This window comes from Hymenobacter sediminicola, assembly GCF_014250515.1.
Taxonomy (GTDB): domain Bacteria; phylum Bacteroidota; class Bacteroidia; order Cytophagales; family Hymenobacteraceae; genus Hymenobacter; species Hymenobacter sediminicola.
Window position 1 is genome coordinate 3,014,403 of the sequence record NZ_CP060202.1, and the last position, 24,905, is coordinate 3,039,307.

Below are 24,905 nucleotides of genomic sequence, written 5' to 3' on the forward strand. Positions count from 1 at the left end.
GCTTTTCCTCTTTACCAACTCACCTACTTACCTACTTTATAGATGGGACGCGCGTTTGAATTCCGCAAAGGCCGCAAAATGAAGCGCTGGGACCGGATGTCCAAGGACTTTACCCGTATCGGCCGGGAGATTGTAATGGCGGTGAAAGAATCGGGTCCCAATCCTGATACCAACTCCCGCCTGCGCACCGCCATGCAGAACGCCAAGGGCGTAAACATGCCCAAAGACCGGGTGGAAGCCGCCATCAAGCGCGCCAGCAGCAAGGAGGAAAAAGACTACGCCGAAGTAGTGTATGAAGGCTACGCGCCCCACGGCGTGGCCGTCGTGATTGAAACTGCCACCGACAACCCGACCCGCACCGTAGCCAACGTGCGCATGTATTTCAACCGGGGCAACGGCGCCCTGGGTACCGCCGGCTCCAGTGACTACACGTTCACCCGCAAAGGTGTGTTCAAGCTGGCAGCCGAAGGCCTCGACCTCGACGAACTGGAGCTGGAGTTGATTGATGCCGGTGCCGAGGATGTGTACGCCGACCAGGAGGAAGACGAGCACGGCGCTGTGAAAGACTACATCGTGGTAGAAACTGCCTTCACCGACTTCGGCCAGATGCAGAAGGCACTGGAAGAAAAACACCTCAACGTCGTTTCGGCACAGTTGCAGCGCGTGCCTAACACCACCGTGCACCTCGAAGGCGAGCAGCTGGAAGAGGTGATGAACCTCATCGAGAAATTCGAGGACGACGACGACGTACAGGCCGTGTACCACACGCTGGGGTAAAGCTCTCTAGCGTAGGTTTTGTAACGCTTTCCTGTAAGTTGCGGGCCACTCCGGTTGGGGTGGCCCGTTTTGCTTGTCTACCAACTCGTTGCAGTCTTCACCCTATGCCCTACACCCGTATTTTATCGGCAGGCGGCCTGCTACTCATTAGCTTCCTGATTGCCGCCTGCTCCTCTCCTGCCTCAGAAAAGCCGGCAACGCCAAGCCTCACCAGTTACTTCCCGGCCCCCGACACCACGCAGCCACAGACAGGCGGTGTGCAGGTAATTTCTATTACCACACCCAAGGGCAAGTTCAACGTCTGGACCAAGCGGTTCGGCAACAACCCGCGCATCAAGATTTTGCTGCTCAATGGCGGCCCCGGCGCTACGCACGAGTATTTTGAGTGCATGGAAAGCTTCCTGCCGCAGGAAGGCATCGAGTTTATTTACTACGACCAGCTCGGCTGCGGCAACTCCGACAACCCCAAAGACACGGCCATGTGGAGCCTGCCGCGCTACGTGGAGGAAGTAGAGCAGGTGCGCCAGGCCCTACACCTCGACAGCAGCAACTTCTACCTGTTGGGCCATAGCTGGGGCGGCATTCTGGCGGCTGAGTACGCCCTCAAATACCAGCAGCACCTGAAGGGTCTCGTTATTTCGAATATGATGATGAGCATTCCGGCCTACAACAAATACGCCGACGAGGTGCTGGCTCCGCAATTGAAGCCCGAAGTGCTGGCTGAAATCCGCCAGATTGAAGCGCGCAAGGACTTTGCCAACCCGCGCTATATGCAGTTGCTCGAACCGAATTTCTATGCGGAGCACCTCTGCCGCTTGCCCCAGCCTCCTGAGCCAATGACCCGGTCCCTGGGCAAAACCAACCAGTCACTCTACGTGACCATGCAGGGGCCGAGCGAATTTGGAGCGTCCGGCAAGCTGCTGAACTGGAACCGTGTGCCCGATCTGCCGAAACTCGCGGTGCCAGTGCTCAGCATTGGCGGCAAGCACGATACCATGGACCCCGAACACATGCGCATGGTAGCTGCCAACGTGCAACACGGCACCGCCCTCATTTGCCCCCAAGGCAGCCACATGAGCATGTATGACGACCAACCTACCTACATGCGCGGCCTGATCAGCTGGCTCAACAGCGTAGACAAGGGCGAGAAAAAGGCTGCGCTATAGCGCAGCTACCCCGGCAACACTTCCAAACACGCTCTTAAACCCGATGACCTACCGTCTTCTTTTTCTGCTTGACGCCGACACGGCCAGCATCTTTGAAATCAAGCGGCTCGATGTGCAGAGCAACAACCCCGGCGACGTGTATTTCTGGCTGTATTTCGACCGCGCCAGCCAGCAGCTCAGCCACCTCACCTTCGTATCGATGAAAGCGGACGGCGACGAGCAGCAGCGCGAATTTGTGCAGGGCCGGCTGCAGTTCAACGCTACCACGGGCACTTACCAGCCGGCTGCCGGTGGGCCGATGCTTGCCTTGCGCACCATGGTGCCAACAGTACTGCCCACCGAGTTGGAATCTGCCTTACAGGCGCTTTTCGGCGAAACCCAGCTGCCTGCGTAAGGCTGCCGCCGCGCTATACCGTATCTTTGTGGGCTGCCGCCCCTGCAAAGGGTCGGCAGCCCGTTTTTTTACCCGCTTGCCTGAGCTCCAGGCTCCAAGCCCCAAGCACTACCTTCATGGCTACCCGTCTCAATAAATACATTAGTGAAAGCGGCGTGTGCTCCCGGCGCGAAGCCGACCGCCACATCGAGCAGGGCAACGTGCTGGTCAATGGCAAGCGCGCCAGCATCGGCGACCAGGTAACCATCAAAGACCGAGTAGTGGTAAACGGTATCGTTATTGAGCCGCGGGCCGAGGAAGATGCCGTGTATATTGCTTACAACAAGCCGCCGGGCGTCGTCACAACTACTGATACCAGCGTCAAGGACAACATTATCCGGTCCATCAAGCACTCGGTGCGCATCTTCCCGATTGGCCGCCTCGATAAGGAGTCGCAGGGCCTGATTCTGCTGACTAGCAACGGAGACATCGTCAACAAGATTCTGCGCGCTGGCAATCAGCACGAGAAGGAATATGTCGTGATGGTCGATAAGCCCATCAACGACCAGTTCATCGAAGCCATGTCGGGCGGCGTGCCCATTCTGGGCGTGATGACCCAGCGTTGCAAAGTCACGAAGGAAACTCCCTACATCTTCCGTATCACGCTCATTCAGGGCATGAACCGCCAGATTCGGCGCATGTGCGAGCATTTCGGCTACGAAGTGGTGCAGTTGGAGCGCATCCGTGTGATGAACATCAACGTGAAGGGTCTTGGCCCCGGCGAGTGGCGCGAGCTGACAGAGAAGGAGCTGAAGGTGCTGTTTGAGATGATAGAGCACTCCAGCGGTACCGACGACGGCTCCGTGCCCCGTCGCCGCAAAACCGTTTCTACTGCCACGCAGTGGGCCGACCGTCCTTCGCACAAAACGGCCCGCCCCGCCACCAGCCGCCCCGACATTGTGCGCCCAGCTTCTGGCGAAACGGCCGGCGACGGGCCGCGCAAAGCCAAAGCCAAACCCACTGGCGCCTGGGTCGACAAGCCCAGCGCCAGCGGCCGCAAGCCGGCTACACCCAAGGGCTTGGCAACGGCCGGCCGCACGGCTGGCTCTGGCCGCCCAACAGGCATAGCGGGTACCCGCCCCGGCAAATCGGCTGGCAAACCCGGACCAGGAAAGCCCGTCCGCTCCGGCACTCGCGGCGCCAGTGCCTCCCCAAAAGGCAAAACCAGCACCCGCGGCACCCGTGGCAGTGCCCGGCCTGGCAAACGCTCCTAACCACCACGAGCCGCTTCACATGAAGCGGCTCGTTTCGTTTTGCACTCTGTATAGCCGTAAAATCACCCGGATTAAAAGTCAGATTACTCTGATTCTATGAAGCCTAGTTTTAATGACACATACACTGCGAAAAGCGCTTATACTATCTCATATACCACATTCCACTTTTACATTAACAAGTAAAAACGGAGGCTTTTAACCCAGTATCAAAAGTCTGATTGTCGCAGAAGTTTGCGTACGATTTATCCTTCATTGCCTGCTATGTTTGGCCTGTCGACCGGGGAAGTCCCGGCGTTTTTCTCTCACCCCAAACTACCTGTTGCTGTATGAACTCCAAGCCCTCTAACGCCTTCGTTGCGGCCTCGTGGCTGGCGCTGCTGGCCGGTATGTCTGCCTTTATCATTGGCCTGTGGAATGCCCAGATGTTGCTCAATGAGAAAGGCTACTACTTTACGGTGCTCATGTACGGACTTTTTTCGGCCATTTCGCTCCAGAAATCAGTCCGCGACCAGCTGGAAGGCATTCCCGTCACGAGCATCTATTATGGCCTCAGTTGGTTTTCTACCATCCTCGCAATAGGGTTGCTGACCGTTGGCTTGTGGAACGCGACGCTCCTGCTGAGCGAAAAAGGCTTCTATGCCATGTCGTTTATGCTGGCCCTGTTCGGGGCTATTGCGGTGCAGAAAAACACCCGTGATACACGCGGCGTAGCCAACAACACACCGGAAGTACCCATTTCATAGCCTGCTGGCTCCCATCAAGCCGGTGCTTTCTGCTATCTATGCCCATCACACCAAAACAACAGATGCTAGCCGGCGAGTTGTACCTCGCCAACGACCCGGAACTGGTAGCCGAACGGCTGCGCGCCAAGGAACTCTGCCACCGCTACAATCAGCAGCCCGTGCACCTGAACCGGCAGGTACTAGCCGAGTTGCTGGGCTACGAAACCGACGCCCACCTGGAAGCCCCACTGCGCTGCGACTATGGTTACAACATCCGGCTGGGCCGTAATGTGTACGCCAACTACAACCTCACCATTCTAGACTGCGCCATTGTCACCATCGGCGACAACGTGTTTATGGCGCCGAATGTGGTGCTGAGCACGGCCGGGCACCCGGTGGAAGTAGAACCGCGCATTGCGTGCTGGGAGTTTGCACGGCCCATCACCATCGGGGATAATGTGTGGCTGGGCGCGGGCGTGCTGGTAATGCCGGGCGTGACCATTGGCGCGGGCACTACCATTGGGGCGGGCAGCGTCGTCACGCGCGACATTCCGGCGGGTGTGGTGGCCGTGGGCAATCCGTGCCGGGTGCTGCGGCCGGTATAAAGTGGCAAACAAGACCGGCCAAGCCCGGTTCTTCATCCGTGCAAATCAGCTTCTCCTGTATCTTGCGGCCCGCTGTGGAGCTTCGGCACCAGTGGGCCGCGCTGTTTTGCGCAGACACCAGCTTCCATTCCTCTACCAACCAGACACTTCCCACTCCATGACCATTCGTACCGACTGGACGCTCGACGAAGTACACGCTATTTACAACCAGCCCGTGCTGGAACTGGTCACGCAGGCCGCGGCCATTCACGCCGAAACCCAGGCCACCGGCGAAGTGCAGGTGTGCACTTTGCTGAGCGTAAAAACCGGCGGCTGCCCCGAAGACTGCGCCTATTGCCCCCAAGCTGCCCGCTACCACACCGGCGTGCAGGCTCACAAGCTCCTGCCCGACGCCGAAGTGCTGGCCTCGGCCCAGCGCGCCAAAGACTCGGGCTCTACCCGCTTCTGCATGGGTGCCGCCTGGCGCGAAATCCGTGACAACCGGGACTTTGACCGGGTGCTAGGCATGGTGGAGCAAGTGAACGGCCTGGGCCTGGAAGTGTGCTGCACGCTGGGCATGCTAAACGAGTACCAGGCTGAACGCCTCAAGCAGGCCGGCCTCTACGCCTACAACCACAACCTCGACACCAGCCGCGAGAAGTACGACGACATCATCACGACCCGCACCTATGATGACCGGCTGAATACGCTGGAGCACGTGCGCAAAGCCGGTATTTCGGTGTGCTCGGGCGGTATCATCGGCCTCGGCGAAACCGACGAGGACCGGATTGCTATGCTGCACACGCTGGCCACTCTGCCCGCCCACCCCGAGAGCGTGCCGGTAAACGCGCTGGTACCCGTAGCTGGCACGCCCCTCGCCGACCAGCCCCGCGTGAGCGTGTGGGAAATGCTGCGCATGATTGCCACGGCCCGTATCCTGATGCCGCACACTATGGTGCGCCTCTCGGCCGGCCGCCAGGAAATGCCCGTAACGGAGCAGGCCCTGTGTTTCCTGGCCGGTGCCAACTCCATCTTCTCCGGGGAGAAGCTGCTGACCACGCCCAACCCTGATTTCGACGCCGATAAGCAGATGTTTGCTCTACTCGGCCTCAAGCCCCGCAAGTCGTTCAAGGATGTGCCCGAGGGTGCCACGGTGCTCGGCCGCGGCGCGGCGGTGGAGGCGTAGATTAGCTATAGTTTCATGGAAACGCTCCTTTGGTTACGCTTTGCGCACCGAAGGAGCGTTTCTTTTATACACCAATCACTCTTTTTTTCGGTGAGCAAATCTGTTGTTTGGTGGCTAGTTGCGCTTCCGTTTTTCAGCTACGCCCAAAATACTGCGGCTGTGAAAACGCCCCTGCAGGTACTTGACTCCACGTATGCCGTGCACAGGGTACTGTTTGGCGTGGCGGAGGGAACAGTGGCGAATCTGCGGCCGCAGTTTTCCGGAACTGGAAAACGCTGGAAAACCAGCCGGGTATATAGCTTGCTTCCCGAAGCCGATACCATGACCCTTGCCAGCCAGCCAGTGCATCCGGCATTCTGGTTTCGGGCTGGAAAATTTATCGGCGTCACCTACCAGCTCAAAAAGGAGCAGAAAACTCGCCTTGTTCTGCAGAATCTGACTCGCCAGTATGGGCCACCCAAACCCGGCAACGTGGCCGGCATGTGGTATTGGCTGGGGCAGCGCACCTATATTCTGTATGAAGATGCATTGCCCGATGTTGCGTTGCACATAGCCAGCCTGGGCATGCTCAATGAGCAGGTGATAGAAACGGCTGTCCGGCAGGAAGCCCGGCAGCGGCTGGGTTGGCAGCCCGATTCCCTAGGTTTACCGCGCCAGTTCCTTCTACCCGGCGAGAAAACAAAGAAGTAATGCCCTCCTCTCTCCACAAACGACTTGCCGCTGAGTTGGCCAAGCGCGAAGCAGCTGGCACCCGCCGCCGCCTGCCCGCCCCGCCCACGCCCGGCCTCGTCGATTTCAGCTCCAACGACTACCTGGGGTTGAGCCGGCACCCACAGGTACGGGCGGCAGTGCAGCAGGCCGTCCAATTGCCCGCCGGCAGCACCGGCTCACGCCTGCTCACCGGCAACTCGGCCGCCGCCGAAGCTTTGGAAACCCACTTGGCCCGTTTCCACCGCGCCGAAGCGGCACTGCTGTTCAACTCCGGCTACGCGGCCAACCTGGGCTTCTTCGCCGCCGTGCCCAAGCGCGGCGACACGATTCTCTACGACGAGGCCTCCCACGCCTCCGTCAAGGACGGTATCCGGGGCTCCTTTGCTACCGCCTGGAGCTTCCGCCACAACGACGTCGCCGACCTGCGCTGCAAATTGGCCCGCGCCACCGGCAGCATATTCGTGGCCGTGGAAGCGTTGTATTCCATGGATGGCGACGTGGCCCCGCTAGCCGAGTTGGCCGCAGTATGCCAGGCCGAAGGGTTGTATCTGGTGGTGGATGAGGCCCACACCAACGGCCTCTATGGACCTCAGGGCGAAGGTTTGGTGGTGGAGCTGGGGCTAAAAGACGCGGTATTCGCCCGCATCCTCACCTTCGGCAAGGCCCTGGGCAGCCAGGGCGCCGCCGTGGCCGGCCCCGCCGTGCTGCGCGACTACCTGCTGAGCTTCAGCCGGCCCTTCATCTACACCACGGCCCTACCCCCGCTCACGGTGGCCGCCCTCACGGCCTCCTACGAGCTACTGCCCCACCTAGGCCCTGAGCGCGCACGGCTGTTTGCGCTTTCCGACTACCTGAAAGCCCGCCTGAACACCGTACCCGGCCTGCATGTGCCTCCCGAAAGCCACGTGATTCACCCAGTGTTCTTCACCACCAACCCCGGCCCGGCCCACGTGCGCGCCATAGCCGCCGCCGCCCAAGCCGCCGGCTTTGACGTGCGCGCCATCGTTTCGCCAACTGTGCCCATAGGTACCGAGCGGCTGCGGCTCATCATCCATTCGTATACTACCGAGGCTGAAATTGACGCACTGGCAGCCGTACTGGAACACGTGGTAGCTCCCGAACGATAAGCCCAACTTCGCATGGCAGCTGTAGGGCCTGGGAAGCTTTTGTGACCCTAAACCGCTGCCACATTATTCATCTTCCTATGCTACCAGCCGACGCCTTACTCCTGCACATCGGGCAATACATCCGGGTTTCGGAGCCGTTGCGGACGGCCTTGCTGGAACGGGTGCAGGCGGCCAGCTACAATAAGGGCGAGCTACTGCACGATGCCCGGCGCGTATGTATCCGCAGCGACTTTATTCAGCGAGGACTCGTGCGCTTATATTACCAGCACGACGGTGAGAAGATAACCGAGTATTTCAGCGCCGAGGGTGAATGGGTAAACTCGCCGAACAGCCTGGTTAAGCAAACCCCGGACATCTATTACCTTGAGGCACTGGAGCCCACACAGACTCTGAGTCTGCACATGCGGGACTTGGGCTACCTGTTCGACAACTTTCCGGAAATGGAACGCTACGCCAGGCTGTCCATGGGGTCGGTATTCGGGCATCTGATGGACCGCATTACCTCGTTGCGCTTCACCTCCGCCCGGGAAAAATACGACCATTTCTGCCGCACTCACCACGATATTCTACATCGGTTGCCGCTGGGCATGGTGGCTTCCTACCTGGGCATTACGCAGGAAACGCTGAGCCGCATTCGGGCCGCGCGGTGATTATTTGATCTATGTCAAAGAGTAGGGAGGATGGTTCGGACCACCTTTGCAGAAACCCGTAACCAACTCCTGCCATGCGCCAGCTTCTGCTTCCAGTCACGTTTTTTCTATTCCTGCTGCTCACAGCTGCTTCCGTTCTTTCAGCTCCCATTGACCTGAAAACACCCGGCGTGCAGAGCCTGCTATACGTGGGCGCCGGTCGGCAGCAGCCGCTGCTGGTAGGCTTGGGCGGCTCAGAAGGCGGTAATGCCTGGGCCAGCTCCCGTTGGCAGTCCACCCGTGAGCAACTGGTGGCCGATGGCTACGCTTTTTTGGCCCTGGGGTATTTCAAAGCCGACGGTACCCCGCCCCTGCTCGACCGTATTTCGCTCGACACGGTGTACGCGGCTATTAAGGCGGCCACCCGGCACCCACAAGTCAACGGCCGCAAAATCGCGCTGATTGGTGGTTCGCGCGGCGCCGACTTGGCGTTGCTGCTGGCCAGTCGCTACCCCGATATCCGCTGCGTGGTGAGCATTGTGGGCAGCCATGTTGCATTTCCGGGCCACACCAGCCACTTCACCACTTCGGCTTGGTCGTATAAGGGCCTGCAGCTGCCATTTGTGCCCGTGAATGAAGCCGCCGTGCCCTTTCTGTTGCAGGGTAATCTGCGGGCTGCGTTTGCGGCCATGCTCACCGACACAGCCGCGGTGCGACAGGCGCTGATTCCCGTGGAAAAAATTCGGGGCGCGGTGCTGCTGGTATCGGCTACTCAGGATGAGGTATGCCCTTCCACGCTCATGGCGGAGCACATGCTGGACCAACTGCAGCGCCGCACCTCTCGCTACCCGCAGCAGCACCTAGCCATTGAAGGCGGGCACGCCGCGCCGCTACAGCACTTTCCTGACATCATTCGCTTTCTGCACACGAACTTTCCGGCTCGATAGGCGCCTAAGTCTTCGTTCGTTGTTAAACATCTTCCCCCTTTTGGAACGACTCTTCATCACCGGCATTGGCACCGACGTCGGCAAAACCTTCGTCTCGGCCATTCTCACCGAAGCCCTGCAGGCCGACTACTGGAAGCCCGTGCAGGCCGGCCTTACCCCCACCACCGACGCGGCCACCGTGCGCGAACTGGTGCAGAACCCCGTCAGCTGCTTCTGGCCCGAGCGGCACCGTCTGCAGCTGCCCGCCTCGCCCCACGCCGCCGCCGCCGCCGAGGGCCTCACCCTGCGCCCTGAGGATTTCCAGCTCCCCCACACCGACAACCACCTGCTGGTAGAAGGCGCGGGCGGCCTGCTGGTGCCCCTGGCCCCCGGCTTCCTCATTGCCGACCTGGCCCAACAATTCGCCCTTGATGTGGTGGTGGTGTCGCGCAACTACCTGGGCAGCATCAACCATACGCTGCTCACGATGGAAGCCCTGCAGGCCCGCGGCCTGCGCGTGCGGGGCCTCGTGTTCAACGGGGAGCCCACGCCTGCTACCGAGGACTTCATTCAGCAGCACACCGGCGTCCCCCTCATGCCCCGCATACTCCCCGAGTCCGAGGTGACGCCTGCCGTGGTCAGCCGCTACGCCGCCGAGTTCCGCACGTGGTTCGGGCTGTAGAATTTGGCATTTGCTTTTCACATGTCATCCTGAGCATGTCGCGAAACCGCCGCCCGCGTGCCCGGTTGTAGCTTTGCCCCTGCCGATAACTCCGGCCATTTTACAATGCTCCAATCTACCTCCCTTGCCCAGCGCGACCATGCCGTTTTGTGGCACCCCTATACCCAAATGCAAACCGCCCCGCTGCCCATCCCCATTGTGCGGGGCGAAGGCAGCTGGCTGATAGCCGAAGACGGCACCCGCTACCTCGACGCCATTTCCTCGTGGTGGGTGAACCTGCACGGCCATAGCCACCCCGCTATTGCCGCCCGCGTAAGCGAGCAGCTGCGCACCCTGGAGCACGTGCTGTTTGCCGGCTTCACCCACCCCGCCGCCGTGGAGTTGGCCGAGCAGCTGCTGGCGCTGCTGCCCACCAACCAGGCCCGCGTGTTCTATTCCGACAACGGCTCGACGGCCGTGGAAGTGGCCCTGAAAATGGTGCTGCAGTATTTCCACAACCAGGGCCAGCCCGCGCGTCGCACCTTCCTCTGCTTCCAGAACTCCTACCACGGCGACACCTTCGGGGCCATGGCCGTAAGTGCCCGCGGGGCCTTCACCGAGCCGTTCTGGCCCCTGCTGTTCGACGTAGAATTCCTCGATGTGCCGGTGCCGGGCCGCGAGGCCGAGACGCTAACCCAGCTCGACGCCCTGTTGCTCCGCCCCGACGTGGCCGGCTTCATCTTCGAGCCGCTGGTGCTGGGCACGGCCGGCATGGTGATGTACGAGCCCGAGGTGCTGAGTGAGATGCTGCGCCGCTGCCACCAGGCCGGCGTGCTCTGCATCTCGGATGAGGTGATGACCGGTTTCGGCCGCACCGGGCCGCTGTTTGCCTCCGAGCTGCTCACGGAGCAGCCCGACATCATGTGCTTCTCCAAGGGCCTCACCGGCGGCACCCTGGCCATGGGCCTCACCACCTGCGCCGCGCCCATCTACGAGGCCTTTCTCAGCCACGACAAGATGCGGGCCCTCTTCCACGGCCACTCCTACACGGCCAACCCGGTAGCCTGCGCCGCCGCCCTGGCCAGTCTGGAACTCACCCGGGCCGAGGAATGCACCCGGCAGCGCCAGCGTATCGAGGCCACTCACGCCGCCTTCCGGCAGGAAATCGAAGGTCAGCCGGGCGTGCGGGCCGTGCGACACCGAGGCACCATTTTGGCCGTGGAGTACGACCCTGGCGAGGGCACCAGCTACTTCAGCCGCCTCCGCGACGCCTTCTACCAGCTCGCCCTCGACCACCACGTGGTTCTGCGCCCCCTTGGTAACGTGGTGTATCTGCTGCCGCCCTACTGCACCACCAACGAGGAGTTGGCCCTGCTCTACACCGTGCTGCGCCGCATGCGCGAACTTGTGCTCGACTTCATTCCCGCTCCCAACCTGCCCGAAATACTGCATGACTAACCTCGTTAACGCCACCGGTCCGGTGGTGGTCATCCGGGGCCGAGGCCGGGTATCGGCCTTGGGCTTGGCCGCGGGGCCAGCTATTGTAGAAGCGTCGTCATTCACTACCCACGCCACCGGCGTACCTGTAGCTGCCTTGCCAGCCGTGGCGGAAGCCACCGTAGCTGCCCTGCGCCATAGCCAGCCAGCCTTCCGCCAGCTTGACCGCACCGTGCTGCTGGCACTATTGGCCGCTCGCCAGGCAACCACCGCCGCTGGCTGGCTCTCGGAGGCTAACAGCCAGCAACCAACCCTCGCCGTAAGCATCGGGAGCAGCCGGGGGGCCACAGGACGACTAGAGGAATTTCATGTCGGGTTTCTGGCCGACGGCAGCGTACCCACCGCTGCCTCGCCGCTCACCACGCTGGGCAATGTGGCCAGTTGGGTAGCTTTTGATGCGGGTAGCCCGGGCGGCGCGGCGCTGAGCCACTCCAGCACCTGCAGCAGCGCGTTTCAGGCCCTAGGCAATGCTTTGGCGTGGCTGAAAGCGGGCATGGCCGACCGGTTTCTGGCCGGTGGCACCGAGGCACCGCTCACCAACTTCACCCTGGCCCAGATGCGCGCCATCGGCATTTACTCGCCCTTAGCCGCCGCCGAATGGCCCTGCCGGCCCGGCGCGGGCCGGCCTTCCACGTTTGTGCTGGGCGAAGGCGCGGCCGTGTTTGCCCTGGAGCAGCTTTCCGCCGCCCAGGCTGCCGCCGAAACCAACCCGTTGCTGGTGCTGGCTGGCGTGGGGTTTGGCTTCGAGGCCATCGGCAGCAAAACCGGTCTTTCTGCCGATGGCCGGCATTTTCAGCAGGCCATGCGCCTGGCTCTTACCCAAGCTGCCCTCACTCCTGCTGATATCGACGCCGTGGTGCTGCATAGCCCCGGCACACCCGCCGGCGACGCGGCCGAACGAGCAGCACTGCAGGCAATTTTCGGGGAGGAGCTGCCACTGCTGCTATCCAATAAGTGGCTGCTTGGCCACACGCTGGGCGCATCGGCCGCGCTGAGTCTGGATTTCGCCTGCCACGTCATCGAAACCCAGCAGTGGCCAAGCGCGCCGTTTCCCACTGATTTAGCTACCACTGCCACCAAACCTATTCGGCGGATTCTGGTGAATGCTGCGGGCTTTGGGGGGAATGCAGCCAGTGTTTTATTGGCGCGTCTGTAGCGCGACGTTTCCGCTTCGCGTATCGTTGCAGTATGCCTCCTGAAAATCAGACACGGTGCGTGAAGCCGAAGTGTCTCGTCACACCCTGTTCGCGAATCCGGATCCGCTGCACTTTTTCCGTTCATTCCTTTCCCAACCACAACCTGCTCATGCGTCGTTTTTCCCCTTTGCTGCTGGCTTTTGGCCTTACTGCCCCGGCGCTGGCTCAAACCAAGCCCACTACCACGCCCAATCCGCTCATCACCCGCATGGTAGTGGAAGTGTCCGAAAAAAATCTACGTGACGACATTGACAAGCTCGTAAGCTTCGGCACACGGCACACATTGAGCGATACTAAAAGCAAAAAGCGCGGCATTGGGGCGGCCCGCAACTGGGTGGAAAGTGAGTTCCGTAAGTACAGTAAGGCCAGCGGCGGCCGGCTCAAAGTCGAGCAAGACACGTTCACCATCAAGCCCGACGGCCGCCGCATCAACCGGCCGGTACTCATGGCAAACGTCATGGCTACGCTGCCCGGCACCGACCCCACCGACAAGCGTGTGTTCATCGTAAGCGGCCACATCGACTCGCGGGTGACGGATGTGATGAACGCCACCGCCGACGCACCCGGCGCCAACGACGACGGCTCGGGCACAGTGGCCGTGATGGAGCTGGCCCGCGTGATGAGTAAGCAGCAATTTCCAGCAACCATCATTTTCGTGGCGGTACAGGGCGAAGAACAGGGGCTGTATGGCTCCACGCACTTGGCCAGGCGCGCCAAAGCCGAGGGCTGGAACTTGGTGGCCATGCTCAACAACGACATCATGGGCAACTCCTCGGGCCACGACCCTGCAATAAAGGACGATAAGCGCCTGCGCGTGTTCAGTGAAGGCGTGCCCGCCACCGAAACCGCCGACGAAGCCAAAGTACGCCGCACATTGAGCAGTGAAAACGACTCGCCGAGCCGCAACCTGGCCCGCTATACACGCACAGCCTGCCAGCAGTATGTGTCCGGCCACGAGGTAGTGCTGGAGTATCGTCCCGACCGGTTCCTGCGCGGCGGCGACCATACGCCCTTCAACCAGCAGGGCTTTACGGCGGTCCGCTTCTCAGAGATGAACGAGGACTTCCGCCACCAGCACCAAGACCTGCGCACCGAGAATGGCGAAGAATATGGTGACCACGCCAAGTTCATGGACTTCGCTTACCTGCGCAAGAACACCGGCGTCAATCTGGCTACTCTGGCTTCGCTGGCCTTGGCTCCCGCTGCCCCCGAAAACGTGGGCGTACTCACGGCTAAGCTGACCAACCGCACCGAACTGCAATGGCAGGCGCCCAAAACCGGCGAAAAGCCAGCCGGCTACTACGTGCTGATGCGCGAAACCAGTGCCCCCGAGTGGCAGCAGAAGTTCTTCGTAACGGACACCAAAGCCGACCTCCCTCACAGCAAGGACAACTACATTTTCGGGGTAGTATCTGTCGATGCTGAAGGGCACGAAAGCCTGCCTGTGCTGCCGAAACCGGTGCGGTAACTGCTGGTCAGATAACTTCTTCAAACGTTACCCGCCAGCTAGTAATGACTATGCTTATACGTCGTGGTTTCTGGCTTATTTCGCTACTTCTGCTGAGCACTGTGCCTCGGCTAGGATATGCGGAGTGCGTGGAACAACCAGATATTGCGGTGTGGCCGGACGAGCATTCCATAACTTCCATCCAGCCACGCCAGTTGTTCCTGTTTTCTGCTGGCAGCCGCACCAATGGCCGCCGCGACCTTCCGGATTTTGGGCGCCGAATTCAGGTGTATCTGTGGTCGAAGCACGACTCGGTGCCATTGCTGCTGCTAGACCAGCCGGCTAACCCACTCAGCAGCGACCTGCAAGTACTAATGCAGCCAGCTCGGCCATTGCTGCCCGATACGGTGTACCACTTGCGCACCAGCCTGCCGTACGTAGGCTATTGGCTGTTTCGGATGCAGCGCGCCCGGGCCGGCAGCAACCAACTCGTTATTGCACACCGCTGGCGCGTCAGTAGCGCACCGCCCGATACGCAGGCCCCCCGCTGGACGGCTACGCCCAGCGTGATGCATAAGGAATATTCCAGCAACAGCGAGGGAATCAACAATTTCGTGCAGTTCTCTAATTCGGTGCTGGACGCCTCGCCGGTGCTGGTGCGGGCCACCATCCGAAGCGCGCGGCATGCAAAACCGGTGGTCAGCTACCTCACTCCCTGGGATAATCTGCTAGGAATCGGCTGGTTTTCGTGCAGCGGCAACTTCACTTTTGGGCCAAGTGAAGACTGTACCGTAACGTTTGAGGCGCTTGATGCCGCCGGCAACCGCAGCCTCGCTACCAGCCACCCTCTGCCCTTCCAAGCCCCTATACGGCCAGGGTAGCCACCTACCGGCACCAGCCAGCAGCAGGCCAGACCGGTTGCGCCGAAATAGCAGCTGCACGCAATTACCACTACTTGTCTCTTTTATCTGATGCATGTCTGTCAAGTAGACTACCGTTCTATTTACCCGACTGGTAGCCGGCTTTTTTTGCACCAAGGCTGGCCAAATGCTATTTGTGTACTTTCTTTGCGGCACCAGACGCCTCTTTGGCCCTGGTCCGATACTGCGCTTTTCGCCATGTACCCTACCAACTCCCATGTCGTTCTGATGCCGCTGGCCACCGCCGGAGCGAAGTGCGCGTGCGTGTTGGTCAAGAAATGCAAGAAACGGATTCCGGCCTGACCGTCGCACCCGTTCATTGCGCTTCGTTGCTTCTCTGAACTCTCCGCGCCGGTCCTCTTGGGCCGGCGCTTTTTGTTTGTCCTTTTCTGCTGATTTCCCGTTTATCCATTTCATGAAAGTTCTCAAGTTTGGCGGCACGTCCGTCGGGTCGGCGCAACGGATGCGCGAGGTAGCAGAGCTGATTCAGGCGCCCCAGGAGCGGCGCATTGTGGTGCTATCGGCCATGAGTGGCACCACGAATACATTGGTAGAAATTGGGCGCCTGCTCTATGCCAACGACGTGGTAGCTGCCACGGCCCGTATCGAAATTATGCGCCAGGGCTACCACATGATAGCGCATGAGCTGCTGCCCGAAGCCACCGTAGCCGCGGCAGCCATCAAAGACCTCGACGGCGTATTCCGCACCCTGTTCGACCTAACGCGGCAGCCGCTTTCAGCCTCTGGCGAGCGGGTAATTCTGGCCCAAGGGGAGCTGCTGAGCACCTGTTTGTTCCACCACTACCTGACCGGCGTGCTGCACCGCGACGCCGTGCTGCTACCGGCCCTAGAATTCATGCGTCTCGACCAGAATGAGGAGCCAGATGCGGCCTATATTCGGGAGCATCTGGCGGCACAGCTGACCCGGCATCCGGAGCAGCAGTTGTTCATTACGCAGGGCTATATCTGCCGCAACGCGCACGGCAAAACTGACAACCTCAAGCGCGGCGGCTCCGACTACTCGGCCTCGCTGATTGGGGCCGCGGCCGACGCTGAGGAAATCCAGATCTGGACCGACATCGACGGGCTGCACAACAACGACCCGCGGGTGGTGGAAGGCACGTATCCTATCCGGGAACTGTCGTTTGATGAGGCCGCCGAGCTGGCGTATTTCGGAGCCAAGATTCTGCACCCCAGCTCTATTCTGCCCGCCGCCAAGCACGGTATTCCGGTACGGCTACTGAACACCATGCAGCCCGAAGCGCCCGGCACGCTTATCTCAACCCGGACCGGCAACGAAGCCATCAAAGCGGTGGCGGCGAAAGACGGGCTGGTAGCCATCAAAATCAAGTCGAGCCGGATGCTGCTGGCGCATGGCTTCCTGCGCAGCGTGTTTGAGGTGTTTGAGCGACACCGCACGTCCATCGACATGATTACGACCTCAGAAGTGGCCGTGTCGCTCACCATCGACGACGCCACCCACCTGCCCCGGATTCTGGAGGAGTTACGGAGTTTTGGCACAGTGGAAGTCGATGAAAACCAGACCATCATCTGTCTCGTCGGCAACCTGATTCAGGAAACCAACGGCGCCGCCCGTCTCGTGTTCAATGCCTTAGTCGATGTGCCGCTGCGCATGATTTCCTACGGCGGCTCGCCCAACAACATCAGCCTGCTGGTGCATACTTCCGACAAAACCCGCGCCTTGAAAGCGCTGAATGCCGGACTGTTTCAGCGGCCGGTAACAGCCTGAACAGTATTGCGCGACCTAACTTCCTGATTTTTTGACCTGATATTCTCTCAGCTCCGTGCCGGCTTTCCTGGCCAGCACGGACCGCAGCCTACGCTACATGTCCTTTTCCATTTCGCCGGAGCTTCTGGCTCAGTCCACTCCCTTTTACCACTACGATCTGGCCCTGCTGGACCGCACTTTGGCGGCGCTGCAACAGGCTGCAAAACCGCGCGGTTTCCAGGCTCATTACGCCCTGAAAGCCAACGTCAATCTGCCGGTGCTGGCGCGCATCAAAGCGGCTGGCCTGGGGGCCGACTGCGTAAGTGGCGGCGAAGTGCAGCGCGCCCTTGACGCGGGTTTCGCGCCGGACCACATTGTATTTGCCGGCGTGGGTAAGTCCGATGCGGAAATCAATCGGGCGCTTGCTGCCGACATCTGGTGCTTCAATGCCGAATCGGGGGAAGAGTTGCAGGTACTCAATGCGCTGGCCGGCGCGCAGGGCCGCACGGCGCGGGTAGCGTTGCGCGTCAACCCAAACGTAGATGCCCATACGCACCCACACATCACGACGGGTCTGGAAGCCAACAAGTTTGGCATTAGTCTGGCTGATTTGCCGGCAGTAGTAGCGCAACTATCCTCGCTGCCGAGTGTGGAGCTGGTGGGCCTGCACGCGCACATCGGTTCCCAGATTACGGACCTGACCGTTTTTGCTGATCTGAGCCACAAGCTAAATGAGCTGCAAACCTGGCTGGCTGACCAGGGCTACACGTTGCCGCACCTCAACGTAGGCGGCGGCCTCGGCATCGACTACCATCATCCTGATGAGAACCTAATTCCGGACTTCGAAGGCTACTTCTCAATGTTTGAGAAGCATTTGGTGCGCCGCCCGGGCCAGCAGGTGCATGTGGAGCTGGGCCGGGCTGTGGTAGCGCAATGCGGCACGCTTCTGAGCCGGGTGCTCTACATGAAGCAAAGCCAGCAGACCCAGTTTGCTATTCTTGATGCGGGCATGACCGAGCTAATGCGCCCGGCCCTCTACGGCAGCTACCATCACATCCAGAACCTCTCAAATCCTGACGGCGACCGGTACATCTACGACGTAGTAGGCCCCATCTGCGAGTCGTCGGATAGCTTCGGGAAGGAACTGGCATTGCCAAGGACTCAGCGTGGCGACTTGGTGGCAATTCGCTCGGCTGGAGCGTACGGCGAGGTAATGTCATCGGGCTACAACCTGCGCGAGAAGGCCGCCGCCGTCTATGTAGGCTAAGTAGCCGGCAGGCAATACGCAATACGTACAACTCTATTGCGGTCCGGTAGTTAGCACTATACCACCTACCCTGCCTACTCATGAAAATCCTGCTTACTGGTGCCAACGGCTACATCGGCCAACGTTTGCTGCCGCTTTTAATCGAAGCCGGCCACGAAGTAGTATGCCTCGTGCGCGACCCGCGCCGCTTTGAGCTGCCGGAGAGCCAGCGCCCGCACGTGACGGTGGCACAAGGCGACCTGCTCAAGCCGGAGTCACTACAGGAATTGCCCACCGACATTGAGGCGGCGTACTACCTGGTGCATTCCATGAGCGGCGACGGCAAGGATTTTTTCCAGCTGGAGCAGGAGTCGGCGCGCCACTTTACTGCCTACCTGAACCGCACCACGGCCCGGCAGGTGATTTATCTTTCCGGCATCGCCAACGACCAGGCCCTGAGCGTACACCTTCGTTCCCGCAAAGGCGTGGAAGAGGTGCTGGGCAAGGCACAGGCGTCCCTTACGGTATTGCGGGCCAGCATCATTATCGGCTCGGGGTCGGCGTCGTTTGAGATTATCCGGGACTTGGTGGAGAAGCTTCCCGTGATGATTACGCCACGCTGGCTGAACTCGCGCTGCCAGCCTATCGGTATCCGCGACGTTATGTTTTACCTGACCAGCGTGCTCGGCAACGAAGCCTGCTACGGGCACTCCTTCGATATTGGCGGCCCCGATGTGCTGACGTACCGCGACATGCTGCTGCAGCTGGCACAGGTCCGCGGCTACCGGCGCTACATCATCACGGTGCCCGTACTCACCCCGCGGCTGTCGTCGTGGTGGCTGTTTCTGGTAACAAGCACCTCGTTTTCGCTGGCGCAAAGTCTTGTGGAAAGCCTACGCAATGATACCGTAGCCGACCCGCAGCGCAGCATTGCGGCCGTGCTGCCGCACGAGTGCATGGGCTACACGGAAGCGGTACAACTGGCTTTTCAGCGCATTGATCAGAATGAAGTAGTAAGTAGCTGGAGCGATGCACTGAGCAGCGGCAAGATGCCCCGCAACTACATGGACCACATTCAGATACCACAGCACGGCCTGCTCACCGACCGCCAAACCCTGCGTTTCCGCCGCGACCCGCAACAGGTGCTGCAGAATGTCTGGAGCATCGGCGGCGACCGGGGTTGGTACAAAGTGGAATGGCTCTGGCGTATCCGCGGCATTATGGACAAAATGGTAGGCGGCCCGGGCCTGCGGCGTGGCCGCCGCTCCCCTACCAAGCTCCGTGCCGGCGACCCACTCGACTTCTGGCGCGTACTTGTGGCCGACAAAACTGCCCGCCGCCTGCTGCTGTATGCCGAAATGAAGCTCCCTGGCGAAGCGTGGCTGCAGTTCCGCATCCTCGACAACGAAGATGGCTCCCATACGCTAGAACAGCTGGCGGCTTTCCGCCCAAAGGGCCTGGCCGGCCGGCTCTACTGGTACTCGTTGGTACCGTTTCATTTCATCATTTTCAAGGGCATGATTGAGAATATCGTGCAGTATGAGGCACCAGAGCAAGTGCCAGTCGTAGCGTAGCCTGCTGGCCGGGTAGTCAGATTTGCTCCGGTTCTGCGGCCAGCAACCACTTGGGAAGTTCGTTACTACCCCCGAAATCAGCTATTTATATCATTGACTGATGATATCCTCTAATCAGGTATTCAACTTATTGACATTCAATCTTATAATAACAAAAATTTTCATTCTATAAAGTCTGATTACTGTAATAATTGGAAAGGAAGTCGAGTAATGGAAAAGTAGTTTAGCTTCCGTTGCCTCTGTTGGGGCCGCTTTACCATAAGCCGTTCTTCACGCTGCCAGTTGTGCTGCATTTTCGTACCGAAGCCAAGGATTTCTTGGTCCATGAAAATGCTGATACCGCTGAGTCAGCAGCAGTTTTTCGGCAGCTTTATCCATTGGTCTATGCTCTGTTCGACTACTCTGCTGCTGCCCTCGCCCCTGGGCCACCACTACTATTCCGGTTGCTACCTGCTGGCCTTTGGGCTGATGCTGCTATTGCTGCTACATGCGGGCTATCGGCGCGGCTACCCGTTGCAGACGTGGCTGGTGTTGCTGGCAGCCAGCACGCTGGCCTTTATTGTGGGTACCAAGCTGATTACACTGCCCACCGAAGCATGGCCGGCACTGCTGCACGGTATCTGGCCCGATTCTACAGCCCGCTCCGTGCTGGGGGGCGGACTGGGTTTCGTTGGGGCGCTGCTGGTGTTGCGGCGGTGGCTGGGCTTCAGGTGGCACGTCGTGGATGCATTTGCGGGGCCGCTCTGCGCGGGGCTGGTGGTGCAGTGCATCGGGTGCCTGCTCACGGGCTGCTGCTTCGGGGCTCCTACAGATGGCAGCTGGGGCCTGACATATGCGGCGGGCACGCTGCCGTACCAATTGCAGCTCCAGCAGGGCCTGCTGGACACCCATGCCGCGCATTCGCTGGCGGTGCACCCAACTCAGCTCTACACGCTACTACTATGCGCCGGTGTGTGGCTTGTGCTGCATCTGACGCGCCACCGCCAGTGGCCGGCGGGCAGCCGGGCGTTGTTGCAGGCCGGGTTGTTAGTGGCGGGTCGGCTGCTCATCGAGTTCTGGCGCGACCCGGCCGGCGAACCGGTAGGCTCATCTGTAGTAGCCCTTGGCCGCTTGCAGATGCTCCAATTGCAATGGCTGCTTTTGCCCTGTGCTGTGCTTCTGCTGGGTAGCTGGCTCTGGCTGATCCGATATGCGACACCCACACCTGACGAAGCACCCGAAAACCGGCCGGTACGGAACCTGCTTGGCGCTCTTGGGCTATTGGCATTTGCCGCGCTGCTCCCAGCCGGAGCCCTCACACTGCCCGAATTGCTGGTAGTAAAAGCTGTATTGCTGGCAGTTGTTGTATTAGCCACGGCCACCATTCTACGGGGCGCACTAGCGGCACGCCGGGCTGGGTTGCCGCTGGCCGCATTGGCTGTGGTCCTGCTTTTCTCCAACCAGATTCCGGCCGATACTACCAGCAATGAGCAGCATTGGTCGTTTACGGTTGGCGCCGGAAACGGTGAATTTGCGCGTGAGCAGCAGCCCTATGATAATGAAGGCTGTGGCAGTCCACCTCCCACCCAACCTTTCCGGCATAGCTACCGGTCTGTAAGTGTAGATGCCACCAGCAGCTGGAAACCAGATCCAACTGACCGCCCGGAGGCTGAGAACGAGGCTGGGCTACGGCTCATGGTCGGCCGCGACCAGCAACACACCATTGGCCGGCCTGACACCGTAAAATCGACCTTTCTGTTCGCCATCAACCCGCACTACATGCTGAATCGGCGCTGGTTTGGAATCGGGGGCGGACTCCTGCTGGGTACTCTTGGATACAGCAAAACAGCCGGCGACACGTACCAGCCACTCGTGGCCGCACCTCATTTCACCACCTGGATAGGGCGGCGCGAGTACCTATATGTGCAAGGCGACGTGAACACGCCCACCCAGGGTCTCGGCAATCCGGCACTACGCGTAGGGGTGGGTTCCCGGTTCCGTTCGAGCGGACGCTATAGCGTGCTGCTGGGTATGTCCACTGGCAGTGGCTACCCCACGCCTCCCGGTGTAAATGATAAAGCATTTTTCGTTGAATCAAGCCTGCAAATCAGCCCGCGCTGGCAGGTGCAACCCTACCTCACGTTGGGTGGCCGCGAGTTCCGGCAAGCACACGTGCAGCTGCGCTACGCGCTACCGCCCCGCAATCGGTAGTCTTGGCTTCAGCCACCGAAGCGCCGCACCAGCCACAGGAGCAGGCTCAGCACCACACTTACCAGCAGCATCGACACGATGGGTGCGTAGAACCGAAACCCCGGCCGCTCGATGCGGATGTCGCCGGGCAGCCGGCCGAACCAACCCAGTAGGCTGCCGCCCCCTAACCACAGAAAAGCGCCAAAGGCTACGACAATGAGGCCTAGAATGACAAGCATTTTACCAGGTTGAGGCTGCATAGAAAGCGGCGTAGCAGGGCTTCGTGTATCGTTAAGACAAATAGCTGATGCGGCACATATGGTGCGCAAAGCGAAGGATTCGCATTACACTTACCCTTGTCCAAACACTGGCTCTATCCGGCCTTCCTGATTAATCTGCAGCACGGCTTCGTAGTTTTTGCCGGTTTTGGCGGATACAAACCCGCGGATGACGCTGGTTTTGCCTTTGCGCAGCAACTGGTTCATCTGGGTGTCGGTGAGGGTTTTGCCGCCCCACTCGAAGGGCACGCGGAACTGGCAGTCCTCGCGGAAGCGGGAGCAGCCCCAGGCGCTTTTGCCGCGCAGCATCTGGCCCAGCCGGCACACCGGGCACGGAATCTGGCCAGGGTCCTGGGGCGTGGTGGGCTTGCTTTCGGCGGCGCGCACCAGCTCCAGCGTGCGGGCCGGCGTGAGGCGAATGGCGGCATCGAACTTCTGACCCATATCGTCCACGAAGCCTTTCATGACCGGCGTACGGCCCTTTTTCAGCAGCTCGCTTACTTGCTTATCGGTGAGCTTCTTGCCCTCAAAATCGGTGGGCAGCCGGAACTGGCAGCCTTCCTTCCAGCGCGAGCAGCCCAGCGCCGACTTGCCGCGCAGCACATGGCCGCTGCCACAGGCCGGGCACGGTCCAAGCGCCCCCGGCACGGCCGGCGTGGCGGCAGCTTTCGGCGGACTGGCCTTGGCGGTGGCGCCAGCTTTCTGGCCAGTGAGGTCAGCCATTTCGGGCTTGAAGATGCTAATGCCGCGGCCCGAGCCATCCTGCTTCACTTCCTGCACCATCTCGCGCACCAGCTGCTGCAGCTCGCCCAGAAACTGGCCCGAGTCCAGTTGGCCGCTTTCAATCTGGCGCAGCTTCCGCTCCCACTGCCCGGTCAGCTCCGCCGACTTCAGCGTGGGGTTGCGAATCAAGCCAATCAGCTCGACACCGGTGGGCGTGGGCACGATTTTCTTTTTGTCGCGCCGGATGTAGCCGCGCTTGAACAGCGTTTCGATGATGGCGGCGCGGGTAGAGGGGCGGCCGATGCCGTTTTCCTTCATGGCCTGGCGCAGCTCGTCGTCGTCCACGTTGCGGCCCGCGGTTTCCATGCCGCGCAGCAGCATGGCCTCGGTGTAGTCGCGCGGCGGCTGGGTCATTTTGGCGTCGAGGCGAGGCTTATGCGGGCCGGTTTCGTCTTTCACGAAGCTGGGCAGCACGGTATTCACCACGTCGTCGTCGCCTTCGCCAGCTGCTTTCGGGGCCGAGGGCGCCTGCTGCTTTTCTGGGTCGCCGTACACCTCGCGCCAGCCGGGGCTGAGGATCTGGCGGCCCCGGACGCGGAACGTGCGCCCGGCCACGTCGGCCGTCACGGTGGTGTTTGATACTTCGCAGTCGGGGTAAAACGCGGCTAGAAAGCGGCGCACGATGATGTCGTAGACGCTGCTTTCGGTGCCGTGCAGGCTGTTCGCGCTGGCCCCGGTCGGGATGATGGCGTGGTGGTCGGTTACTTTGTTGTTGTTGAAGACCTTGGTGCTTTTGCGGATTTTGCCGGCCGCCAGCAGCGGCGCCGCCAGCGCGCCGTGCGCCCCGCCCAGCCCGCGCATAATGCCCGCAATTTTGGGGTACTGGTCGTCGGGCAGAAAGGTGGTGTCGACGCGCGGGTAGCTCACCACTTTCTTCTCGTATAGGCCCTGCACGGTTTTGAGCGTGTCTTCGGCCGAGAGGCCCAACTGGTTGTTGCACTGCACCTGCAACGAAGTCAGGTCGAACAGCGCGGGCGGACTTTCCAGTGCCTTCTTGATTTCCACGTTGGTCACTGTCAGCGGCTGGCCGGTCACCTGGGCCATAGCAGCGTCTGCTTCTTCCTGCGTCACGAAGTAGCCGCGGGCTTTCAGGCGGGCTTTTTCGTCGGGCTCATCATCGTCCTTGCCCTTTTTCAGCACGGCCACGTGGCTGAACATGGTACCGCGGTACTCAGTTCGCAGCACCCAGTATGGCTCGGGCCGGAAGTTCTGGATTTCGTGGTAGCGGTCCACGAGCAACGCCAGCGTGGGCGTCTGCACGCGCCCGATGCTGAGCACCTGCCGCTGACCGGGCGCGTACTTTAGCGTGAACAATCGGGTGGCATTCAAACCTAGCAGCCAGTCGCCGGCGGCGCGGCTTTTGCCGGCCTGGTAGAGGTTGTCGAACTCCGAGCCTTCGCGCAAGTTTTGGAAGCCCTGGCGGATGGCTTCTTCGGTGAGCGAGGAAATCCAGAGGCGCTTGAAGGGCTTGCGGTACTTAGCTTCCATCAGCACCCAGCGCTGAATGACTTCGCCTTCCTGGCCGGCGTCACCGCAGTTTATCACCTCGTCGGCGTTGGCCAGCAGGTTTTTGATGACGTTGAACTGGCGTACTACGCCGTCGTCGCGGCGCATGAGCTTGATGCCGAACTGCTCGGGCACCATGGGCAGGTCGTGGATGCTCCAGCGTTTCCACTCGGGGCGGTAGTCCTCGGGCTCGCGCAGCTGGCAGAAGTGCCCAAACGTCCAGGTGACCTGGTAGCCGTTGCCCTCGTAGTAGCCGTCCATGCGCCGGTCGGCACCCAGCACACTGGCAATTTCGCGGGCCACGCTGGGCTTTTCGGCAATGCAAACTTTCAACTCGTTGATTCTCGTGGTAAGGGAATGGTGCCGGCTTTGCGCTGGCAAGGGAATCAACAAAGATACGCGCAGGAAAGGTCGGTTGTGGTGC

At 60.6% G+C, this 24,905-nt stretch carries 22 protein-coding genes; 20 read left to right on the forward strand and 2 right to left on the reverse strand.

All coding sequences use genetic code 11. The features are described from left to right. The first annotated feature begins 42 nt into the window (after positions 1–42). From H4317_RS12870 to H4317_RS12965, 20 genes are all read left to right on the forward strand, one after another. Entirely contained in the window at positions 43–777 is a 735-nt protein-coding gene (locus H4317_RS12870; protein WP_185886993.1) for a YebC/PmpR family DNA-binding transcriptional regulator, read from the forward strand. 104 nt (positions 778–881) lie between these two features. Next, positions 882–1,943 (forward strand): proline iminopeptidase-family hydrolase, encoded by a 1,062-nt coding sequence (locus H4317_RS12875; protein ID WP_185886994.1) that lies wholly within the window; start codon positions 882–884, stop codon positions 1,941–1,943. Positions 1,944–1,986: 43 nt separating this feature from the next. Next, positions 1,987–2,337: a hypothetical protein gene (locus H4317_RS12880; RefSeq protein WP_185886995.1), complete on the forward strand. Its 351-nt coding sequence runs from the start codon at positions 1,987–1,989 to the stop codon at positions 2,335–2,337. Positions 2,338–2,453: 116 nt separating this feature from the next. Beyond that, entirely contained in the window at positions 2,454–3,590 is a 1,137-nt protein-coding gene (rluF, locus tag H4317_RS12885; RefSeq protein ID WP_185886996.1) for a 23S rRNA pseudouridine(2604) synthase RluF, read from the forward strand. A 326-nt stretch (positions 3,591–3,916) separates the two neighbouring features. Beyond that, positions 3,917–4,333, forward strand: a complete 417-nt coding sequence (gene yiaA, locus H4317_RS12890; protein ID WP_185886997.1) for an inner membrane protein YiaA — start codon at positions 3,917–3,919, stop codon at positions 4,331–4,333. Positions 4,334–4,371: 38 nt separating this feature from the next. Beyond that, positions 4,372–4,917 (forward strand): sugar O-acetyltransferase, encoded by a 546-nt coding sequence (locus tag H4317_RS12895; RefSeq protein ID WP_185886998.1) that lies wholly within the window; start codon positions 4,372–4,374, stop codon positions 4,915–4,917. 157 nt (positions 4,918–5,074) lie between these two features. Further along, a complete protein-coding gene (bioB, locus tag H4317_RS12900; protein WP_185886999.1) occupies positions 5,075–6,082 on the forward strand; it encodes a biotin synthase BioB in 1,008 nt (335 codons plus the stop codon). Positions 6,083–6,097: 15 nt separating this feature from the next. Continuing rightward, positions 6,098–6,772 carry a hypothetical protein gene (locus H4317_RS12905; RefSeq protein WP_185887000.1) on the forward strand — a complete coding sequence of 225 codons (675 nt, stop codon included), beginning with the start codon at positions 6,098–6,100 and terminating at the stop codon, positions 6,770–6,772. Further along, entirely contained in the window at positions 6,772–7,920 is a 1,149-nt protein-coding gene (locus tag H4317_RS12910) for an aminotransferase class I/II-fold pyridoxal phosphate-dependent enzyme (RefSeq protein ID WP_185887001.1), read from the forward strand. Before H4317_RS12905 ends, H4317_RS12910 begins: the two co-directional genes overlap by 1 nt. Positions 7,921–7,997: 77 nt before the next feature. Further along, positions 7,998–8,570 (forward strand): Crp/Fnr family transcriptional regulator, encoded by a 573-nt coding sequence (locus H4317_RS12915; RefSeq protein WP_185887002.1) that lies wholly within the window; start codon positions 7,998–8,000, stop codon positions 8,568–8,570. A gap of 74 nt (positions 8,571–8,644) precedes the next feature. Continuing rightward, the gene (locus H4317_RS12920; protein ID WP_185887003.1) at positions 8,645–9,496 is read left to right on the forward strand and encodes an acyl-CoA thioester hydrolase/BAAT C-terminal domain-containing protein; all 852 of its coding nucleotides are present in this window, start codon (positions 8,645–8,647) and stop codon (positions 9,494–9,496) included. Between the two features lie 40 nt (positions 9,497–9,536). After that, complete coding sequence (gene bioD, locus H4317_RS12925; protein WP_185887004.1) at positions 9,537–10,157, forward strand: dethiobiotin synthase; 621 nt, start codon at positions 9,537–9,539, stop codon at positions 10,155–10,157. A gap of 105 nt (positions 10,158–10,262) precedes the next feature. Next, complete coding sequence (gene bioA / locus H4317_RS12930; protein WP_185887005.1) at positions 10,263–11,594, forward strand: adenosylmethionine--8-amino-7-oxononanoate transaminase; 1,332 nt, start codon at positions 10,263–10,265, stop codon at positions 11,592–11,594. Beyond that, positions 11,587–12,789, forward strand: a complete 1,203-nt coding sequence (locus H4317_RS12935; RefSeq protein ID WP_185887006.1) for a beta-ketoacyl synthase N-terminal-like domain-containing protein — start codon at positions 11,587–11,589, stop codon at positions 12,787–12,789. The genes bioA and H4317_RS12935 overlap by 8 nt, the downstream gene beginning before the upstream one ends. A gap of 149 nt (positions 12,790–12,938) precedes the next feature. Further along, complete coding sequence (locus tag H4317_RS12940; protein ID WP_185887007.1) at positions 12,939–14,297, forward strand: M28 family metallopeptidase; 1,359 nt, start codon at positions 12,939–12,941, stop codon at positions 14,295–14,297. A gap of 128 nt (positions 14,298–14,425) precedes the next feature. Then, positions 14,426–15,157, forward strand: a complete 732-nt coding sequence (locus H4317_RS12945) for a hypothetical protein (RefSeq protein WP_185887008.1) — start codon at positions 14,426–14,428, stop codon at positions 15,155–15,157. Between the two features lie 454 nt (positions 15,158–15,611). After that, entirely contained in the window at positions 15,612–16,946 is a 1,335-nt protein-coding gene (locus H4317_RS12950) for an aspartate kinase (RefSeq protein ID WP_185887009.1), read from the forward strand. 97 nt (positions 16,947–17,043) lie between these two features. Beyond that, positions 17,044–18,192: a diaminopimelate decarboxylase gene (lysA, locus tag H4317_RS12955; RefSeq protein ID WP_185887010.1), complete on the forward strand. Its 1,149-nt coding sequence runs from the start codon at positions 17,044–17,046 to the stop codon at positions 18,190–18,192. A gap of 80 nt (positions 18,193–18,272) precedes the next feature. Beyond that, on the forward strand, positions 18,273–19,745 hold the full coding sequence (locus H4317_RS12960) for an SDR family oxidoreductase (protein ID WP_185887011.1): 1,473 nt from the start codon (positions 18,273–18,275) through the stop codon (positions 19,743–19,745). A 324-nt stretch (positions 19,746–20,069) separates the two neighbouring features. Then, positions 20,070–21,935, forward strand: coding sequence for a prolipoprotein diacylglyceryl transferase family protein (locus tag H4317_RS12965; protein WP_185887012.1), 1,866 nt, complete (start codon positions 20,070–20,072; stop codon positions 21,933–21,935). Between the two features lie 8 nt (positions 21,936–21,943). On the opposite strand, the gene H4317_RS12970 is transcribed toward H4317_RS12965, so the two are convergent. Both H4317_RS12970 and H4317_RS12975 read right to left on the reverse strand, forming a co-directional pair. Next, the gene (locus tag H4317_RS12970) at positions 21,944–22,153 is read right to left on the reverse strand and encodes a DUF2905 domain-containing protein (RefSeq protein WP_260625660.1); all 210 of its coding nucleotides are present in this window, start codon (positions 22,151–22,153) and stop codon (positions 21,944–21,946) included. Between the two features lie 111 nt (positions 22,154–22,264). Then, the gene (locus tag H4317_RS12975) at positions 22,265–24,874 is read right to left on the reverse strand and encodes a type IA DNA topoisomerase (RefSeq protein ID WP_260625661.1); all 2,610 of its coding nucleotides are present in this window, start codon (positions 24,872–24,874) and stop codon (positions 22,265–22,267) included. Between the last annotated feature and the right edge of the window lie 31 nt (positions 24,875–24,905).

Coding starts and splice junctions, on each gene's coding strand:
- H4317_RS12875 (WP_185886994.1), top strand. CDS start 882: ATGCCCTACACCCGTATTTTATCGGCAGGCGGCCTGCTACTCATTAGC.
- H4317_RS12915 (WP_185887002.1), top strand. CDS start 7,998: ATGCTACCAGCCGACGCCTTACTCCTGCACATCGGGCAATACATCCGG.
- H4317_RS12965 (WP_185887012.1), top strand. CDS start 20,070: ATGAAAATGCTGATACCGCTGAGTCAGCAGCAGTTTTTCGGCAGCTTT.
- bioB (WP_185886999.1), top strand. CDS start 5,075: ATGACCATTCGTACCGACTGGACGCTCGACGAAGTACACGCTATTTAC.
- lysA (WP_185887010.1), top strand. CDS start 17,044: ATGTCCTTTTCCATTTCGCCGGAGCTTCTGGCTCAGTCCACTCCCTTT.
- rluF (WP_185886996.1), top strand. CDS start 2,454: ATGGCTACCCGTCTCAATAAATACATTAGTGAAAGCGGCGTGTGCTCC.
- H4317_RS12880 (WP_185886995.1), top strand. CDS start 1,987: ATGACCTACCGTCTTCTTTTTCTGCTTGACGCCGACACGGCCAGCATC.
- H4317_RS12960 (WP_185887011.1), top strand. CDS start 18,273: ATGAAAATCCTGCTTACTGGTGCCAACGGCTACATCGGCCAACGTTTG.
- H4317_RS12870 (WP_185886993.1), top strand. CDS start 43: ATGGGACGCGCGTTTGAATTCCGCAAAGGCCGCAAAATGAAGCGCTGG.
- H4317_RS12940 (WP_185887007.1), top strand. CDS start 12,939: ATGCGTCGTTTTTCCCCTTTGCTGCTGGCTTTTGGCCTTACTGCCCCG.
- H4317_RS12910 (WP_185887001.1), top strand. CDS start 6,772: ATGCCCTCCTCTCTCCACAAACGACTTGCCGCTGAGTTGGCCAAGCGC.
- H4317_RS12935 (WP_185887006.1), top strand. CDS start 11,587: ATGACTAACCTCGTTAACGCCACCGGTCCGGTGGTGGTCATCCGGGGC.
- bioA (WP_185887005.1), top strand. CDS start 10,263: ATGCTCCAATCTACCTCCCTTGCCCAGCGCGACCATGCCGTTTTGTGG.
- H4317_RS12895 (WP_185886998.1), top strand. CDS start 4,372: ATGCCCATCACACCAAAACAACAGATGCTAGCCGGCGAGTTGTACCTC.
- H4317_RS12970 (WP_260625660.1), bottom strand. CDS start 22,153: ATGCTTGTCATTCTAGGCCTCATTGTCGTAGCCTTTGGCGCTTTTCTG.
- H4317_RS12920 (WP_185887003.1), top strand. CDS start 8,645: ATGCGCCAGCTTCTGCTTCCAGTCACGTTTTTTCTATTCCTGCTGCTC.
- H4317_RS12905 (WP_185887000.1), top strand. CDS start 6,098: ATGGAAACGCTCCTTTGGTTACGCTTTGCGCACCGAAGGAGCGTTTCT.
- H4317_RS12950 (WP_185887009.1), top strand. CDS start 15,612: ATGAAAGTTCTCAAGTTTGGCGGCACGTCCGTCGGGTCGGCGCAACGG.
- yiaA (WP_185886997.1), top strand. CDS start 3,917: ATGAACTCCAAGCCCTCTAACGCCTTCGTTGCGGCCTCGTGGCTGGCG.